The following is a 14,995-nucleotide window of genomic DNA, read 5'->3' on the forward strand; positions in this document are numbered from 1 at the left end:
GGAACAAACGGTAGGGATCATGGGACGACGTTCGGAGCGGTTAAGCAGGCAAGGTGCGCTCGCTGGCGATGCCGGTGAGGGTGATGTCATCCAGGTGGTGTCGCGCGCGTTCGACGTGTTGCGATGCTTCGAGGGCCACGAGGCGCGGCTCGGCAATCTCGAAATTTCGAATCGCTGCGGCCTGCCGCGCTCGACGGTGTCGCGGCTCACGCACACGCTGACGCGCATGGGGCAGCTCGTCTATCTGCCGCGCGATCAGAAATACCGAATCGGTCCGAGCGCCGTGGCGATGAGCGCCTCGATGATGAAGGGCGCGCAGCTGCGCAGCATGATCCGCCAGCGGCTTCAGGAAGTCGCCGAGCAGCTGCCCGGCACCGTCGGCTTCGTCGTGCCCGATCGCTTCCATCTGGTCTATCTCCAGTTTGCACGCTCGCCTTCTGCGCTCGGCCTACACGAGGGCACCGGCAGCCGCATCTCGATGGCCTCGACTGCGGCGGGCGCGGCCTACACCGCGGCCCTGGCGCCACAGGTCGGCGATGCCTTCATCAACGACATGGAGCGCGAAGCGCCGGAGGCTGCAAAGATCCTGCGGCCCCGCATCGAGGCCAACAGGCAGTCGCTGCGCGAGCGCGGCTATGTCACGGCTTGCGGGCTGTGGAGCCCGCACATCAACGGCCTGGCGGTGCCGATCTGGTCGCCGCAGTACCAGACCTTCGTGGTCGTCACGATCGGGCTTCTGTCGGCGATGTATGACGAGCAGCGCCTGCATGCCGAGGTCGCGCCGCTGATGCTGGCGCTCGGCCGCTCGCTCGGCAGCCTGATGGAAGGCGCCGAAGGCGATGCCTTCAACAACCGCATCTCGCGCAAGCCGGTCGCAATATCAGTGCATAACAATAACAAGCCGATGAGTTCGGAGGGAGTGAATGAACTGGAAGCCGGAACTCGACGAGCTCGCCCGGCGCGAAGCCTTCGCGCGGGAGATGGGCGGCGTTGACAAGGTCAAGCGACAGCATGACCAGGGCCGGCTGACAGTTCGGGAACGCATCGACAGACTGATCGACAAGGGTAGCTTCCACGAGATCGGTGCCGTCTCCGGCATCGGTGAGTACGATCCCAAAGGCGAGCTGAAGACCGTGACGCCGGCGAACTGCGTGTTCGGCCGCGCGCGTGTCGACGGCCGCACCGTCGTGGTGGTCGGCGACGACTTCACCGTGCGCGGCGGCTCGGCGGATGCGTCGATCTCGGCAAAGCCCTTGATGGCGGAGGAGATGGCGCACGACTTCCGTTTGCCCATCATCCGCATCATCGAGGGCTCCGGCGGCGGCGGCTCGGTCAAGACCATCGAGACCAAGGGCGCGGCGAACCTGCCCGGCGGCATCGGCGGTACGCGCTGGTATCGCTTCACGACGGAGAATTTGTCGCGCCTGCCCGTGGTCGCGCTCGGCCTCGGCTCGGTCGCGGGCTTAGGTGCCGCGCGCCTTGCCGCCAGCCACTATTCGATCATGACCCGGAAGTCCGCGATGTTCGTGGCAGGGCCGCCGGTGGTGAAGGCGCTCGGTCAGAACCTTTCGAAGGAAGAGCTCGGCGGTGCTGATATTCAGACCAAGGCCGGCGCGATCGATCATGCCGTCGATACCGAGGAAGAAGCCTTTGCCTGCGCCCGGCGCTTCCTGTCCTATCTGCCGTCGTCGGTCTACGAGCTGCCGCCGACCCTGCCTTGCATCGACAATCCGGAGCGCATGGAAGAAGCGCTCATGAAAGCGGTGCCGCGCAACCGCAAGCAGGTCTACAAGGTCAGGCCGATCATTGAAGCGGTCGTCGACAAGGGCTCGTTCTTCGAGGTCGCCAGTAATTTCGGCAAGCCCATCATCGTCGGCCTCGCGCGGCTCGAGGGCAGGGCGGTGATGCTGCTCGCCAGCGACAGTTTTCACTATGGCGGCTCCTGGACGGCCGATGCCTGCCAGAAGGTGGTGCGCTGGGTCGACTTCGCCGAAACCTTCCATCTGCCGATCGTCTATCTCATGGACTGCCCGGGCTTCATGATCGGTCTCGATGCCGAGAAGGCGGCGACTATCCGCCACGGCGTCCGCGCCATGGCCGCGGTCAACCAGACCACCGTGCCCTGGTGCACCGTGATCCTGCGCAACGCCTTCGGGGTCGCCGGCGTGGTGCACCAGCCCGCCGACCGCTTCTCGATCCGCTACGCCTGGCCGTCCGCCTATTGGGGCTCGCTGCCGCTCGAAGGCGGCATCGAAGCTGCCTACCGCGCCGACATCGATGCCGCCGAGGACAAGGCAGCCAAGCTGAAGGAGATCGAGGAGCGACTCAACAGACTGCGCTCGCCGTTCCGCTCGGCCGAGAAATTCTGGGTCGAGGAGATCATCGATCCCCGCAAGACGCGTTCGCTGCTGTGCGAGTTCGCACGTCTCGCCGAGCCGCTGCGCAAAGCGGGGCCGCCGGAGAATTTCTCGATCAGGCCGTGAGCCCGTGTCCCGGACGCGCCGCAACGCTTCAGCGTCGCTGCGCTGAGCCGGGACCCAGAAAAGCCACACACGAGATTGCCGAGGGATGGGCCCCGGCTCTGCAACGCATCACGCCGCGCCGGACGATGCTTCGCATCGCCAGGGGCGCGCTACGGTGCGTCCGGGGCACGTAGGAAACGGTCGGGATTGCTTGTCCGCAATGATGATTGTCGCGCGAGTGCGTCCGTGCCCGGGTCGGAGAGTTAACTCAGGTTAATCGCACGCCCTTTTCCGCCGCTCTTCAGGCTCATTTCAGCCAAACCAATATTGGTCTTTTTGCAGCGGGGCAGGACCCTCCAACTCAGAGTCCTGCAAATGATCAAGACAGTTCTTTCTGCGTGTATTTTTGTTGTCGCCAGTTCTGCCGTTGCCGACGCGCGGCCTTATCGCGCTGTCCAAGCCTCTGAATGCAACGTCACCATGCCCTGCGACTTCTCCTATTCGCCCACGCGACGCGAGCGGGCTCCCAGGCCGTTGCAGGCCTATCGCTCAACGCAAATGACGGTGACCGATGCCGGCGCCACGGCCACCACGATCAGCGTCTCCGGCGAGCGCATCATCGGAGGCCGGCCCGCCGGTTGCCCATTGTCGTTCTGTGGCTGCGGCGCGGCGCTGCGCGTGTTCGGTCATGTCGTGCCGGAATTGAATCTTGCATCCAACTGGCTGCGCTTTCCGCGCGCGGCGCCGGCGCCGGGCATGGTCGCGGCGCGACGGGGGCATGTCTTCGTTCTCGAGCAGTCTCTCGGCGGCGACATGTGGATGGCGTACGACGCCAACTCGGGCGGTCACGCCACACGCATGCACGCGCGTTCGCTGCGGGGCTACACCATCGTCAACCCGCACGGCTGAGGAAACGGCGAGGTGCTCGGCCCATCACACCCGCAGCACCTTGCCTGGATTCATGATGTTCTGCGGATCGAGCGCGCGCTTGATGGTGCGCATGATGTCGAGCTCGGTCTTCGAGCGGTAGTGGCTGAGCTCGTCGAGCTTTTCGATGCCGATGCCGTGCTCCGCCGAGATCGAGCCGCCCATGGAGGTGATGAGGTCGTTCACGGCCCGCGTGATGGCGGCGGTATACTGGTTCAGCGTCTGCTGATCCATGCCGATTGGTCCCATGAACGAGAAATGCAGATTGCCGTCGCCGATATGCCCGAGCGGATAGGGGCGAATGGACGGGAGAATATCGAGCACGGCCTTGAGGCCCTTGTCGATGAACTCGGGGATCCCCGAGATCGCCACCGACACGTCATAGCTGATCCCCGGCCCCTCGGCGCGGGAGGCCTCGGCCATGGCTTCCCGGATGCGCCACATGTTGCGTGACTGACTGACGGTCTGCGCGATCACCGCATCGAGTACGCGACCGGCTTCGAGCTGGTCGGCGAGAAACGCCTCCAGCTTCTCCGACATGCCGTCGGCCCCGTCCTGCCGCGGGCGCGAGGACGACCATTCCAGCAGCAGGTACCACGGCGTGTCCGCCTTCAGCGGATCCTGCACACCGGGAATGTGGCGCATCACGAGGTCGACGGCCGCGCGGCTCAAGAGCTCGCAAGAGCCGACATTGTCCTCGGACGCCGCGTGCGCTTCGGACAGGATCTCCAGCGCCGCGCGCGGATCGCGAACGGCCAGCCACGCCGTGCAGACGTCCTTCGGCGCCGGCCACAGCTTGAGCACGGCCTTGGTGATGATGCCGAGCGTTCCCTCGGCGCCCATGAAGAGGTGCTTGAGGTCGTAGCCGGTGTTGTCCTTCTTCAGCGCGCGCAATCCATTCCAGACGTCGCCATTGGGCAGCACGACCTCGAGCCCGAGCACGAGATTGCGGGCATTGCCATAGCGCAGCACCTGCACGCCGCCGGCATTGGTCGAGAGATTGCCGCCGATCATGCAGGAGCCCTGGGCACCCAGGCTGAGCGGCAGGAACCTGTCGTGACGGCTAGCTGTCTCCTGAAGCGTTTCCAGCACACAGCCGGCTTCGACCGTCATGGCATAGCCGACGGGGTCGACGTCGAGCACGCGGTTCATCCGGCCCAGCGACAACACGATGCCGGTGTGCGCAGGCCAGGGCGTGGCCCCACCCATCAGCCCGGTGTTGCCGCCCTGGGGCACAATGGCGACGCCATGCTCATGGCACAGCCGGACGACCTTTGAGACTTCCTCGGTACTTCCGGGACGAACGACGGCGCCGGCGCGGCCAAACAGCAGCCCGCGCCAATCGGTGATGAACGGCTGCATGCCGTGTTCGTCCTCGATGAAGCCCTTCTCGCCCACGATCGCGCGCATCGCGTCGCGGAGCTGGGCAGTCAGGGGAGTGGTCGGAATGGTGGGGACGGGCGACGGGAAGGCAGTCGGCATCTTGTTTCCTCTGGCGCATCTTGGTGTGCACTGCGCGCGCGAAGCGCTTGAGGTCGCATTGTCCACGTTTGGGCCGCCAAGTCTAACGGCAATATGCCCCGAGCCAGGGGTGGGAGGCATTGGGCGGCGGGCCGCTCTGGAGGGCCGCCGAGCGCCGGGGGCCGGTCATCTCGATCCTTGCCGGCTGCTACTTTTGCTGAATCCGGCTGAGATAATCGACAACAGAGAGGATGCGCTTTCGCACCACGACCTCAGGGTTCTTTTCCGGCCCGGCCTTTTCCCAATATGACGGATCAACGTAGTGCGGCAGGTTGACGATGGGATTGAACCGCTCGCCCCAAATCGGCATCTCACGAGAGCCGTGAGCGGGAACTGTTTTCATTCCCTCTATTGTTTCGTAAATGGCGTCCGCGGGAAACACGCCGTTGTTGTTCTTGGCCAGCATCGTCAAATCGGCAGGTGGTGTCCTCAGCTGGTTGCTGACCGGTCCTTTGCCCCTCGCATCCGCACCATGACAGCTCGCGCAGGACGACTGAAACTCTGACTTGCCGACGTCGACGTCTTCAGCCTGGGCCGCGGCGGCGAAACCAGCGGTAAGACCGGCAATTATCAAACACTTGACAGCATGTTTTCCCATGTCGCGCTCCGACGCCGGCGAGTTAGGCCTCATTTCCTAGCCGCTTCGTTCCCCGACCGTTTGATGCACATCAAGACTGGTCTCCGGCATAGAAGCCTTTGGGCCGGAGTTCTGGCAAGGGATCATCGCGTCCTCGGGAGCCGGCTTGCCGGACTGGAGGGTTGATCTGGATCAATCGGAACAGCATGCAGCTGCCTTTGCTTGCCGGATGCACCCGCCCGGCGGCGTCAAAATCGGGGCCGGCAACAGGCGATTGTAAGACTGCTCCGGACCCCATTGTGTGCGCCGGAAGGAGAACCGGATGCATCCTCGGAGCCGTACCGTCACTTCCCTGCATGTTGCTGCTGTTGTGCTGACCATGCTGGCCTGCGCTTCCTGCACGATGCGCCCCCTGCAAGGCGTGCTGGTCCCGAGCAGTGAGGCTGTTGAAGCGAGCTCCCAAATACCTGTTCTGATCGGAACGACACGGGCGCGTTCAAGCGGCGATCCCGGGGAGATGTTCAGCCGGGAGCCGTCGACCGAGATGGCGTTTGCCCAGGTCACGGTGTCGATTCCACCGGATGGATCGCGCAAGGTCGGAGAGATCCAGTGGCCGCTCTCGCCCCCCGGCGATCCGCGCAAGGAGTTCGTCACGGCATCGGCTGGTTATCTGGATCGCGCCGAATTCAATGCTGCCATCACCCAAGCGGTGAAGGCCACGCATCGCAACAAGGCGATGGTCTTCGTGCACGGGTTCAACAACCGTTTTGACGATGCGGTGTATCGCTACGCGCAATTCGTCCATGACGGCCGGCTTCCCGTCATTCCCATCCTGTTTTCATGGCCGTCGCAGGGGGCAGGCAATCTCGGGTCATACGACCACGACCGCAAGGTCGCGGGCCAATCGGGCGCCGCACTGGCAGCACTGCTGGAGACCGTGAGCGCCAATCCCACCATCAAGGAGATCACGTTCGTCTGCCATTCCATGGGCTGCCTGGTGACGCTCGACGCGCTGCGGAGCAGGGCATCGCGGGCTGGATCGGTGCCGAAGCTGAAGAATGCCGCGCTGGTGGCGCCGGACATCGGCTTCGACGAGTTCATCAGCGCGGTCGGAGCTTTGGGGCCGCGGCGCCCCCGCATCGGCCTGTTCCTGTCGCAGGATGATGTCGCTCTCAAAATCTCGAAGTCGCTTGCCGGAGGGACAATTCGCCTCGGTGATATCAATCCGCAGGAAGAGCCGTACAGAAGTGCGTTGGCGCAGCAGAAGATCCTGGTGTTCGACCTCACCCAGCTTGGTGGAGACGATTCCCACTCCAGAGCCTTCGACGAGGTGAGCTCCGTCATGGGGATGGTCGAGCGCAGACTCGCGCAGGGCCAGCAACTTGGCGAGGACGCTTCAAGAACGGCCTCCCGTTAGCCCGGCTTGCTCCCGGCTGCGTCCGGTTGATCGGTGAGTGGAGGATCTGGTCCGGGAAGGTCTTCGCTCGCTCGTCGGATGTCCAATGGTGGCCTGACGCCGGTATTCGGGGCTTCCGCGACCACTTCTCGATCCGTAACGCTGTTCGCGCCGCGATGCCAGGAACGATTTTCGCCGCGCTGCATTCAACGCGTATGAAGAACCTTTATTTCGGCATCAGCGCTCTCGTTGGTGCGCTGGTTCTCCTCACGATTTGGCTGGGCCAGCACGAACGGCAGGCGTCGATCGACCGCCTTGAGCAATGGGAAAGCCGGTCCCCGGCCGAGCGTTGACGGCGATGCCATCACTGGCGAGCGTGTCAACAGCTCCTTTTCGGCGGCGGTGAGGCACATCGGATCCGATCGGCTGATTCACCGCCGCGATCGCTTTAGGCCATCGCGGGTTTTGCCTGTGGCTTCGGCTGTCGCGACAGTGCCAGCACGATCAGCGAGGCAAATACGCAGAGCGCGCCGGCAATGAAGAAGGCGGGCAGATAGCTCTGCAGCAGCGTCCGCGACAGGCCGGCGCCGAAAGCGGCAGTGCCGGCGCCGAGCTGATGCCCGGCGAAGATCCAGCCGAACACCAGATTGGCACGTTCGGGGCCGAACTTTTGCGCGGTGAGCCGCACCGTGGGCGGCACCGTCGCAATCCAGTCGAGGCCGTAGAACATCGCGAAGATCGACAGGCCATAGAACGAGAAATCGCTGAAGGGCAGGAAGATCAGCGACAGGCCGCGCAGGCCGTAATACCAGAACAGCAGGAAGCGATTGTCGTAGCGATCCGACAGCCAGCCCGACATGATGGTGCCGAAGAAGTCGAAGATGCCCATCGCCGCCAAGAGGCTCGCCGCCTGCACCTGCGGGATGCCGAAATCGAGGCACATTGGGATCAAATGCACCTGCACGAGGCCGTTGGTGGAGGCGCCGCAGACGAAGAAGGTCGCAAACAGGATCCAGAACGCGCTCGACTTCGAGGCGTCGCGCAGCGTGCCGAGCGCCACCGCCGTGATCGAGCCGTGGCTCACCGGAGGTGCGGGCAGGGGCTCGCTGCCCTCGTCGCCGAATGGGCGCAGGCCCACATCGCTTGGGCGGTCGCGCATGATGAGCATGACCGCGGTTGCGGAAACGCCAAGCATGATGCAGACGAAGCCGAGCGCCGGTCGCCAACCAAAACGTTCGGTCAGGCTCGCCAGTAGCGGCAGGAATACGAGCTGGCCGGTGGCGACGCTCGCGGTCATGATGCCGATGACAAGGCCGCGGCGCGCTGTGAACCAGCGCGTCGCGATGGTGGCGCCCAGCACCAGCGCGGTCATGCCGGTGCCGATGCCGATCACCACGCCCCACAGCATCACGAGCTGCCAGACCTGCGTCATGCCGAGCGAGAGAACCAGAGCCGAGACGACGATGAGCTGCGCCGTCAGCGTGACGTTGCGCAGGCCATACCGGTTGAGCAGGGCGGCCGCGAACGGCGCCATCAGCCCGAACAGGATGAAGCGGATCGACAGCGCGGAGGAGATCTCGGCCGTGCTCCAGCCGAACTCCTTCTGAAGCGGAACGATGAACACTCCGGGCGCGCCGACCGTGCCGGCGCTGATCAGTGCTGCGAAGAAGGTCACTCCGACCATCACCCAGCCGTAATGGATGTTGCGACGGCCGAGCGCGGCCGAGAGCCAGTTCGAGATCATTGCGCCTCAATCCAGGTTGGCGGGTTTTGGCAGGCCCGCGTCATTGTTGCAGTTCTGACACGAAAACGGGAAGTCTGAAATGACGGACTTCCCTCAATTTCGGACGTTGCGATGGCTAGGACGTCAGGCGCTCCACCGCGATCGCGGTGGCCTCGCCGCCGCCGATGCAGAGCGCCGCGACGCCGCGCTTGAGGTTGTTGGCTTCGAGCGCATGCAGCAACGTCACGATCAGCCGCGCGCCGGTCGCGCCGATCGGATGCCCGAGCGCGCAGGCGCCGCCATTGATGTTGAGTTTTTCGCGCGGGATGCCGAGATCGCGCTGCGCCGCCATCGCGACGACGGCGAAGGCCTCGTTGATCTCGAAGAGGTCGACATCACCCGCGCTCCAGCCGACCTTATCGAGCAGTTTTCTGATCGCCGGGATCGGCGCCGTGGTGAACCATTGCGGCTCCTGGCTGTGGGTGGCGTGGCCCTTGATCTCGGCGATGGCAGGAAGGTTGTTGCGATCGGCGAGCGAGCGCTTCGTCAGCACCAGCGCTGCGGCACCGTCGGCATTGGCGGAGGAGGCCGCCGGCGTGATGGTGCCGTTGACACGGAACGCCGGCTTCAGTCCGGGGATCTTGTCGGGATCGACCTTCAGCGGATGCTCGTCATTGGCGATCACGCGCGGGCCAGCCTTCTCGGTCAGCGTAACAGGCGCGATCTCGGCCTTGAACGCACCGCCCTCGACCGCCTTGCGCGCGCGGCTCAACGTCTCCATCGCATAGGCGTCCTGATCCTTACGGGTGAATTGATAAGCCTCGGCCGTGGCCTCGCCGAAATCGCCCATCGAGCGGCCGGTCTCGTAGGCGTCTTCAAGGCCGTCCATCATCATATGGTCGATGATGCGGTCATGCCCGGCGCGATAGCCGCCACGCGCCTTCGCGAGCAGGTAGGGCGCGTTGCTCATGCTCTCCATGCCACCGGAGACGACGATCTCGGCTGAGCCGGCACGGATGATGTCGTGTGCCAGCATGGTCGCCTTCATGCCGGAGCCGCAAACCTTGTTCACCGTGGTAGCCCCTGTCGCGTCGGGCAGACCGGCGCCACGCGCCGCCTGCCGCGCCGGCGCCTGGCCCTGGCCAGCCGGCAGCACGCAGCCCATGAAGACCTCGTCCACTTTCTCGGGCGCGAGCTCGGCGCGTTCCAACGCTGCATTGATCACGTGCGATCCGAGCTTGTGCGCGGCAAGCGGCGATAATTCGCCCATGAAGCGGCCGAGCGGGGTGCGGGCGGCGGAGACGATGACGACGGAATCGGCGGCTTCGGCCATGACAGAACTCCCTGGCGACGGTCTATTAAATTATGAACATCATATGATGCGCCGCAAAAAATGCAACCGCGACCGGCATGAGAAAATGTCGTGGTCCAGATGAGATTTGGTCGTGCGAGCGAAGTCGGTTGGCGCGAGGAACGAGGGCGTCCCTCCAAAGATGGTGTCATGCCCCGGCTCGACCGGGGCATACAGTACTCGGAGACGCTTGTAGTTGAATCGAGGGGCCGCCGCGTACTGGATGCCCCGCCTTCGCGGGGCATGACAGCGTCTTTGGAGTGGGCCCTACCGCTTCCTGTTCACGAACGCCTGCATCAGCCGGGTCGGCTCGTCGGTCAGGAACGACTCGCCGAACACCTTGACGCTGAGGTCGACGGACTGCGTGAGTGGCAATTCCTCCCATTGCCGCAGTAGCGCCTTCTGCGAGCGCAACGCCTCCGGGCCACATTCGAGCAGCGTGCTCACCAAGTGCTCGATCTCGGCATCCAGCCCGCCTGCCGGCGCGACCTTGTCGATCAGTCCCCAGGACAGCGCCGTCGGCGCATCGATATTTTCTGCGGTCATCACCAGCCAACGCGCACGGGCCCAGCCGATCAGGCGCGGCAGCAGCGCGGCGTGGATCACCGAGGGGATGCCGACGCGCACCTCCGGCATGCCGAAATGCGCATCGTGCGCCGCGATCCGGAAATCGCAGGCCGCTGCGACCTCGAGCCCCCCGCCGAGGCACCAGCCCGGCATGCGGGCGATCATCGGGGCAGGGAATTGCCGCACCGCCTCGCAGAGATCGCGCAGGCGACTGATGAAGGCCTCCGCGGACGTCTGGTCGAGCTTGGCCATCTCCTTGATGTCGGCGCCGCCGATCATGCTCTTCTCGCTCTGGCCGCGCAGCACCACGACCCGGATGCTGCGGTCAGTGGCGAGCTTTTGGAGCCCTTCGCGGACTGCGTCGGTCACGTGCGAGCTCAGAATGTTCAGGGAGCCGGCGTTGCTGATTGCGACATGAACGACGCCGCGCGCATCGCGTGTTACGCCGCAGTGGTCGTTGAGCATTTCCATCTGATGTCTCGAAGCTTTGTGGACGGGCGCGAGGCGCGGCCGTCGGCATTACTTCCGGGCCGAAACGCCGCGCTTGTCAAGCGGATGCGACGGTGTTGCCAGCATGAAGTCCGTCGCATAGTATGATTATCATAATATTATAAAGAGGGTATCATGACGGAATCCGCTCAAGTCGATTTGTTTTCGTCCGCGCAGCGGCGCGAGCGCGTGGTCGACTGGCAGGTGCCTGCGCCGGTCGCGAAAGTGGCCATGGGGCTATCAGGCCTGGACGCCATGCTTGGCATCCGCGATGGTCGGCTGCCACCGCCGCCCTTCGCCAGGCTGATCGGTTTTGTCATGGCCGTGGTCGAACCTGGTCGGATCGTGATGGAACTGGAGCCGCGCGAGGATCTCGAAAATACCATCGGCCTTCTGCATGGGGCGACCGCGGCGGCTCTGCTCGACACCGCCATGGGCTGTGCGATCTCGACGCGGCTGGAGGCCGGGCAGTCGTCGGTGACGCTCGACCTGAAAATCACCTTCCTGCGGCCGCTCTCGGTCCGGTCCGGACTGATCTCGGCCGAAGGCAAGATCATCAAGCTTGGGCGCCAGACCAGCTATACCGAAGGGTTTGTGCGCGATGGTAAAGGGGCACTCGCAGTCCATGCAACTGCAACTTTTTCCATGGTCGGCAACATCTTTGCCGGGAATTAATGCGCCGCTTGGCCGATATTCGTGTTATGAGATGACCTCCGACATCCAATGAGAGCTGCATGCGCTATTCTCGGGAACACAAGCAGGAAACCCACGACCGCATCGTGAGGAAGGCCTCCGTGCGGCTGCGCGAAAAAGGTGCCCATGGTATCGGCGTTGCCGACCTCATGAAGGAGGCGGGCCTCACTCATGGCGGCTTCTACGCCCATTTCGATTCGCGCGAGGCGCTGGTGATCGAAGCCTTTGCCTACGCCATGGACCGCTCGATGGAGCACTGGCGCAAGCAGTCCGATCAGGTTGCGCCCGAGAGGCAGCTCACCCAGATCGTCGAAACCTATCTCTCGGTGCTGCACCGCGACAATCCCGGCCAGGGCTGCTCGATCCCAGCGCTCGGCGCCGAGATCGCCCGCGAGAGCCCGAAGACGCGAAAAGCCTTTGCTGGCAAGCTCGACGAGATGATCGAGATGATGACCGATTTCATCCCGAACGTTCCGCGCAAGGCCGCGCGCAAGCAGGCGATCGCCACGCTGGCGACCATGGCCGGCACCATGCTGCTGGCGCGCATCGCCGGCTCCAGCGAGCTGTCGGATGAGGTGCTGAAGGCAGGCCGGGACAGCGCGCTCGAGGGCGCGAGGCGGGAGCCGAAGGTGGCGGCTGCGAAGAAGGCGAAGCAAAACTAGGCGAGGTGCCGTAGGGTGGGCAAAGGCGCGTAAGCGCCGTGCCCACCATCTCTCTCGGTCACAAAAATGCGTGGGCACGCTTCGCTTTGCCCACCCTACGAGCCCGGCTTTTATCGCCCCGCAAACAACGCCCGCTCACGCTCCACGATCTCCCCGATATAATCCGCCACCGCCCGGATCCGCGCCAGGTCCTTGCTGTCGGCGTGCATCAGCATCCAGAACGTCCTTGTGATCGAGATCTCCTCGGGCAGCACCGCCACGAGCTGCGGATAGTCGCTCGCCATGAAGTGCGGCAGCACAGCGATGCCGAAGCCTGAGAGCGTAGCGTTGAGCTGCGCGATCAGATTGGCGCTGCGGAAGCGCGCGGAGATCCGCGGCGACACCTGCGGCAAATAGTCGAGCTCCGGCGTGAACAGCAGTTCCTCGATGTAGCCGACGAAACGGTGCTGCGGCAGGTCCTGCCGCGAGACGATTTTCGGGAAACGATCGAGATAGGCGGGAGCGGCGTAGAGCCCGAGGCGGTAGTCGAGCAGCTTGCGGCCAACGATGCGGCCTTCCTTCGGCATGGTCAGGCTGATCGCGATGTCGGCCTCGCGCTTGGAGAGGCTGAACAGCCGCGCGGTGGCCACAAGTTGCAGATCGAGGTCGGGATAGCGGTCGGCGAACGGGGCGAGCCTTGGCGCCAGGAAGGCGGTGCCGAAGCCATCGGGCGCGCCGATCCGCACCGTGCCGGTCAACCGCGCCACGGAGCCGCCGACCTGCTCCTGGTTGGCCACGATGGTGGATTCCATCGCCTCCGCGCTGTCGGCCACGCGCTGGCCGGATTCGGTGAGCAGGTAGCCGGTCTTTCGCCGGTCAAACAGCTTGGCCGAGAGATGCTTCTCCAGCCGGTCCACACGCCGGATCACGGTGGCATGGTCGACGCCGAGCTGCTTTGCGGCAGCCGACACCGAGCCGCCCCGCACGATGGCCAGCACGAAGCGGAAGTCATCCCAGTCGATGGCGCCTTGATCCAGCATTTTCGCACATCTATGGTGCATTATCTCAGACTTGAATCCTATAAAATGCAGGTCAATAGGATTTGTCAAAGCGTCCAAGCTCGGCCTGAAGGAGATCATTCCATGCGCTCAATCGGACATTTCATCGGCGGCAAGGAGGTCAAGGGTACCTCGGGCCGCACCGCCGACGTCTTCGAGCCGATGACCGGTGACGTCCAGGCCAAGGTCGCGCTGGCGTCCAAGGCCGAGGTTCGCGCCGCCGTCGAGAACGCCCGCGCTGCACAGCCGGAATGGGCCGCGACCAACCCGCAGCGCCGCGCCCGCGTGATGATGAAGTTCGTCGAGCTGGTGCAGCGCGATTACGACAAGCTCGCCGAGCTGCTGGCGCGCGAGCACGGCAAGACCGTGCCCGACGCCAAGGGCGACATCCAGCGCGGCCTCGAAGTCGCCGAGTTCGCCTGCGGCATCCCGCATCTGATGAAGGGCGAGTACACCGAAGGCGCCGGTCCCGGCATCGACATCTATTCGATGCGGCAACCCTTGGGAGTGGTCGCCGGCATCACACCGTTCAATTTCCCGGCGATGATCCCGATGTGGAAGTTCGCGCCCGCGATCGCCTGCGGTAACGCCTTCATCCTCAAACCATCCGAGCGCGACCCCGGCGTACCGATGCTGCTCGCCCAATTGATGATGGAGGCGGGCCTGCCGGCCGGCATTCTCAACGTCGTCAATGGCGACAAGGAAGCGGTCGACGCCATCCTCGACGACCCTGACATCAAGGCCATCGGCTTCGTCGGCTCCACGCCGATCGCGCAGTACATCTACGAGCGCGCCGCCCAGACCGGCAAGCGCTGCCAGTGCTTCGGCGGTGCCAAGAACCACGCCATCGTCATGCCTGACGCCGATATGGACCAGGCGGTCGACGCGCTGATCGGCGCGGGCTACGGCTCGGCCGGCGAGCGCTGCATGGCGGTCTCGGTCGCGGTGCCGGTCGGCAAGTCCACTGCCGACCGCTTGATGGAAAAGCTGATCCCGCGCGTCGAGTCGCTCAAGATCGGCACCTCGATCGATCCGTCGGCCGATTACGGGCCGCTGGTGACGCGCGAGGCGGTCGAAAAGGTCAAGAGCTACATCGACATCGGCATCAAGGAAGGCGCGACGCTCGCCGTCGACGGCCGCGGCTTCAAGATGCAGGGCTACGAGAACGGCTTCTATCTCGGCGGCTCGCTGTTCGACAACGTCACCAAGGACATGCGGATCTACAAAGAAGAGATCTTCGGGCCCGTGCTCTCGGTCGTGCGCGCGCACGACTACAAGGAGGCGCTGGCGCTGCCGTCCGAGCATGATTACGGCAACGGCGTTGCCATCTTCACCCGCGACGGCGACGCCGCGCGCGACTTCGCGGCCAAGGTGAATGTCGGCATGGTCGGCATCAACGTGCCGATCCCGGTGCCGATCGCCTATTACACCTTCGGCGGCTGGAAGAAGTCGGGCTTCGGCGACCTCAACCAGCACGGTCCGGATTCGGTCCGCTTCTACACCAAGACCAAGACGGTGACCTCGCGCTGGCCGTCCGGCGTCAAGGAAGGTGCGGAGTTCTCGATCCCGCTGATGAAGTAATTCTGTTTA

At 64.4% G+C, this 14,995-nt stretch carries 14 protein-coding genes; 8 read left to right on the forward strand and 6 right to left on the reverse strand.

What is annotated here, in order from left to right:
* The first annotated feature begins 19 nt into the window (after window positions 1-19).
* The 3 genes from XH98_RS33965 (at window position 20) to XH98_RS33975 (ending at window position 3,371) form a co-directional block, all read left to right on the forward strand.
* Window positions 20-994, forward strand: a complete 975-nt coding sequence (locus XH98_RS33965) for an IclR family transcriptional regulator (protein WP_271603136.1) — start codon at window positions 20-22, stop codon at window positions 992-994.
* A complete protein-coding gene (locus XH98_RS33970; RefSeq protein ID WP_271621158.1) occupies window positions 924-2,483 on the forward strand; it encodes an acyl-CoA carboxylase subunit beta in 1,560 nt (519 codons plus the stop codon). The genes XH98_RS33965 and XH98_RS33970 overlap by 71 nt, the downstream gene beginning before the upstream one ends.
* A gap of 537 nt (window positions 2,484-3,020) precedes the next feature.
* Window positions 3,021-3,371 (forward strand): hypothetical protein, encoded by a 351-nt coding sequence (locus XH98_RS33975; protein ID WP_333932792.1) that lies wholly within the window; start codon window positions 3,021-3,023, stop codon window positions 3,369-3,371.
* Window positions 3,372-3,395: 24 nt separating this feature from the next.
* On the opposite strand, the gene XH98_RS33980 is transcribed toward XH98_RS33975, so the two are convergent.
* Together XH98_RS33980 and XH98_RS33985 are read right to left on the reverse strand one after the other, a co-directional pair.
* The gene (locus tag XH98_RS33980; protein ID WP_271621159.1) at window positions 3,396-4,871 is read right to left on the reverse strand and encodes an FAD-binding oxidoreductase; all 1,476 of its coding nucleotides are present in this window, start codon (window positions 4,869-4,871) and stop codon (window positions 3,396-3,398) included.
* A 187-nt stretch (window positions 4,872-5,058) separates the two neighbouring features.
* The gene (locus tag XH98_RS33985) at window positions 5,059-5,508 is read right to left on the reverse strand and encodes a c-type cytochrome (RefSeq protein ID WP_271603133.1); all 450 of its coding nucleotides are present in this window, start codon (window positions 5,506-5,508) and stop codon (window positions 5,059-5,061) included.
* A 301-nt stretch (window positions 5,509-5,809) separates the two neighbouring features.
* Between XH98_RS33985 and XH98_RS33990 the strand changes: the two genes are divergently transcribed.
* Together XH98_RS33990 and XH98_RS33995 are read left to right on the forward strand one after the other, a co-directional pair.
* Window positions 5,810-6,904: an alpha/beta hydrolase gene (locus XH98_RS33990; protein WP_271603132.1), complete on the forward strand. Its 1,095-nt coding sequence runs from the start codon at window positions 5,810-5,812 to the stop codon at window positions 6,902-6,904.
* Between the two features lie 26 nt (window positions 6,905-6,930).
* Window positions 6,931-7,236 (forward strand): hypothetical protein, encoded by a 306-nt coding sequence (locus XH98_RS33995; protein ID WP_271603131.1) that lies wholly within the window; start codon window positions 6,931-6,933, stop codon window positions 7,234-7,236.
* Window positions 7,237-7,331: 95 nt separating this feature from the next.
* Here the strand turns inward: XH98_RS33995 and XH98_RS34000 are convergent, their stop codons facing one another.
* The 3 genes from XH98_RS34000 to XH98_RS34010 all read right to left on the reverse strand — a co-directional run bounded on the left by XH98_RS34000 (window position 7,332) and on the right by XH98_RS34010 (window position 10,995).
* Window positions 7,332-8,627, reverse strand: a complete 1,296-nt coding sequence (locus tag XH98_RS34000; protein WP_271603130.1) for an MFS transporter — start codon at window positions 8,625-8,627, stop codon at window positions 7,332-7,334.
* Window positions 8,628-8,742: 115 nt separating this feature from the next.
* Window positions 8,743-9,939 (reverse strand): acetyl-CoA C-acyltransferase, encoded by a 1,197-nt coding sequence (locus XH98_RS34005; RefSeq protein WP_271621160.1) that lies wholly within the window; start codon window positions 9,937-9,939, stop codon window positions 8,743-8,745.
* Window positions 9,940-10,224: 285 nt separating this feature from the next.
* Window positions 10,225-10,995: an enoyl-CoA hydratase gene (locus tag XH98_RS34010; protein ID WP_271621161.1), complete on the reverse strand. Its 771-nt coding sequence runs from the start codon at window positions 10,993-10,995 to the stop codon at window positions 10,225-10,227.
* Between the two features lie 153 nt (window positions 10,996-11,148).
* On the opposite strand from XH98_RS34010, the gene XH98_RS34015 reads away from it, so the two are divergent.
* Together XH98_RS34015 and XH98_RS34020 are read left to right on the forward strand one after the other, a co-directional pair.
* Complete coding sequence (locus tag XH98_RS34015; protein ID WP_271621162.1) at window positions 11,149-11,688, forward strand: PaaI family thioesterase; 540 nt, start codon at window positions 11,149-11,151, stop codon at window positions 11,686-11,688.
* 59 nt (window positions 11,689-11,747) lie between these two features.
* Window positions 11,748-12,368 (forward strand): TetR/AcrR family transcriptional regulator, encoded by a 621-nt coding sequence (locus XH98_RS34020; RefSeq protein ID WP_271603126.1) that lies wholly within the window; start codon window positions 11,748-11,750, stop codon window positions 12,366-12,368.
* A 110-nt stretch (window positions 12,369-12,478) separates the two neighbouring features.
* Here XH98_RS34020 and XH98_RS34025 read toward each other — a convergent pair whose 3' ends face one another.
* On the reverse strand, window positions 12,479-13,387 hold the full coding sequence (locus tag XH98_RS34025; protein ID WP_057758154.1) for a LysR family transcriptional regulator: 909 nt from the start codon (window positions 13,385-13,387) through the stop codon (window positions 12,479-12,481).
* Between the two features lie 102 nt (window positions 13,388-13,489).
* On the opposite strand from XH98_RS34025, the gene XH98_RS34030 reads away from it, so the two are divergent.
* Complete coding sequence (locus tag XH98_RS34030) at window positions 13,490-14,986, forward strand: CoA-acylating methylmalonate-semialdehyde dehydrogenase (protein WP_271603124.1); 1,497 nt, start codon at window positions 13,490-13,492, stop codon at window positions 14,984-14,986.
* The last annotated feature ends 9 nt before the right edge of the window (window positions 14,987-14,995 follow it).

This window comes from Bradyrhizobium sp. CCBAU 51745 (genome assembly GCF_028128715.1).
Lineage (GTDB): Bacteria > Pseudomonadota > Alphaproteobacteria > Rhizobiales > Xanthobacteraceae > Bradyrhizobium > Bradyrhizobium manausense.

Excerpts from the sequence above, each read along its gene's own strand:
- XH98_RS33965 (WP_271603136.1), top strand. The coding sequence starts at position 20 with ATGGGACGACGTTCGGAGCGGTTAAGCAGGCAAGGTGCGCTCGCTGGC.
- XH98_RS33970 (WP_271621158.1), top strand. The coding sequence starts at position 924 with ATGAACTGGAAGCCGGAACTCGACGAGCTCGCCCGGCGCGAAGCCTTC.
- XH98_RS33975 (WP_333932792.1), top strand. The coding sequence starts at position 3,021 with ATGACGGTGACCGATGCCGGCGCCACGGCCACCACGATCAGCGTCTCC.
- XH98_RS33980 (WP_271621159.1), bottom strand. The coding sequence starts at position 4,871 with ATGCCGACTGCCTTCCCGTCGCCCGTCCCCACCATTCCGACCACTCCC.
- XH98_RS33985 (WP_271603133.1), bottom strand. The coding sequence starts at position 5,508 with ATGGGAAAACATGCTGTCAAGTGTTTGATAATTGCCGGTCTTACCGCT.
- XH98_RS33990 (WP_271603132.1), top strand. The coding sequence starts at position 5,810 with ATGCATCCTCGGAGCCGTACCGTCACTTCCCTGCATGTTGCTGCTGTT.
- XH98_RS34000 (WP_271603130.1), bottom strand. The coding sequence starts at position 8,627 with ATGATCTCGAACTGGCTCTCGGCCGCGCTCGGCCGTCGCAACATCCAT.
- XH98_RS34005 (WP_271621160.1), bottom strand. The coding sequence starts at position 9,939 with ATGGCCGAAGCCGCCGATTCCGTCGTCATCGTCTCCGCCGCCCGCACC.
- XH98_RS34010 (WP_271621161.1), bottom strand. The coding sequence starts at position 10,995 with ATGGAAATGCTCAACGACCACTGCGGCGTAACACGCGATGCGCGCGGC.
- XH98_RS34015 (WP_271621162.1), top strand. The coding sequence starts at position 11,149 with ATGACGGAATCCGCTCAAGTCGATTTGTTTTCGTCCGCGCAGCGGCGC.
- XH98_RS34020 (WP_271603126.1), top strand. The coding sequence starts at position 11,748 with ATGCGCTATTCTCGGGAACACAAGCAGGAAACCCACGACCGCATCGTG.
- XH98_RS34025 (WP_057758154.1), bottom strand. The coding sequence starts at position 13,387 with ATGCTGGATCAAGGCGCCATCGACTGGGATGACTTCCGCTTCGTGCTG.
- XH98_RS34030 (WP_271603124.1), top strand. The coding sequence starts at position 13,490 with ATGCGCTCAATCGGACATTTCATCGGCGGCAAGGAGGTCAAGGGTACC.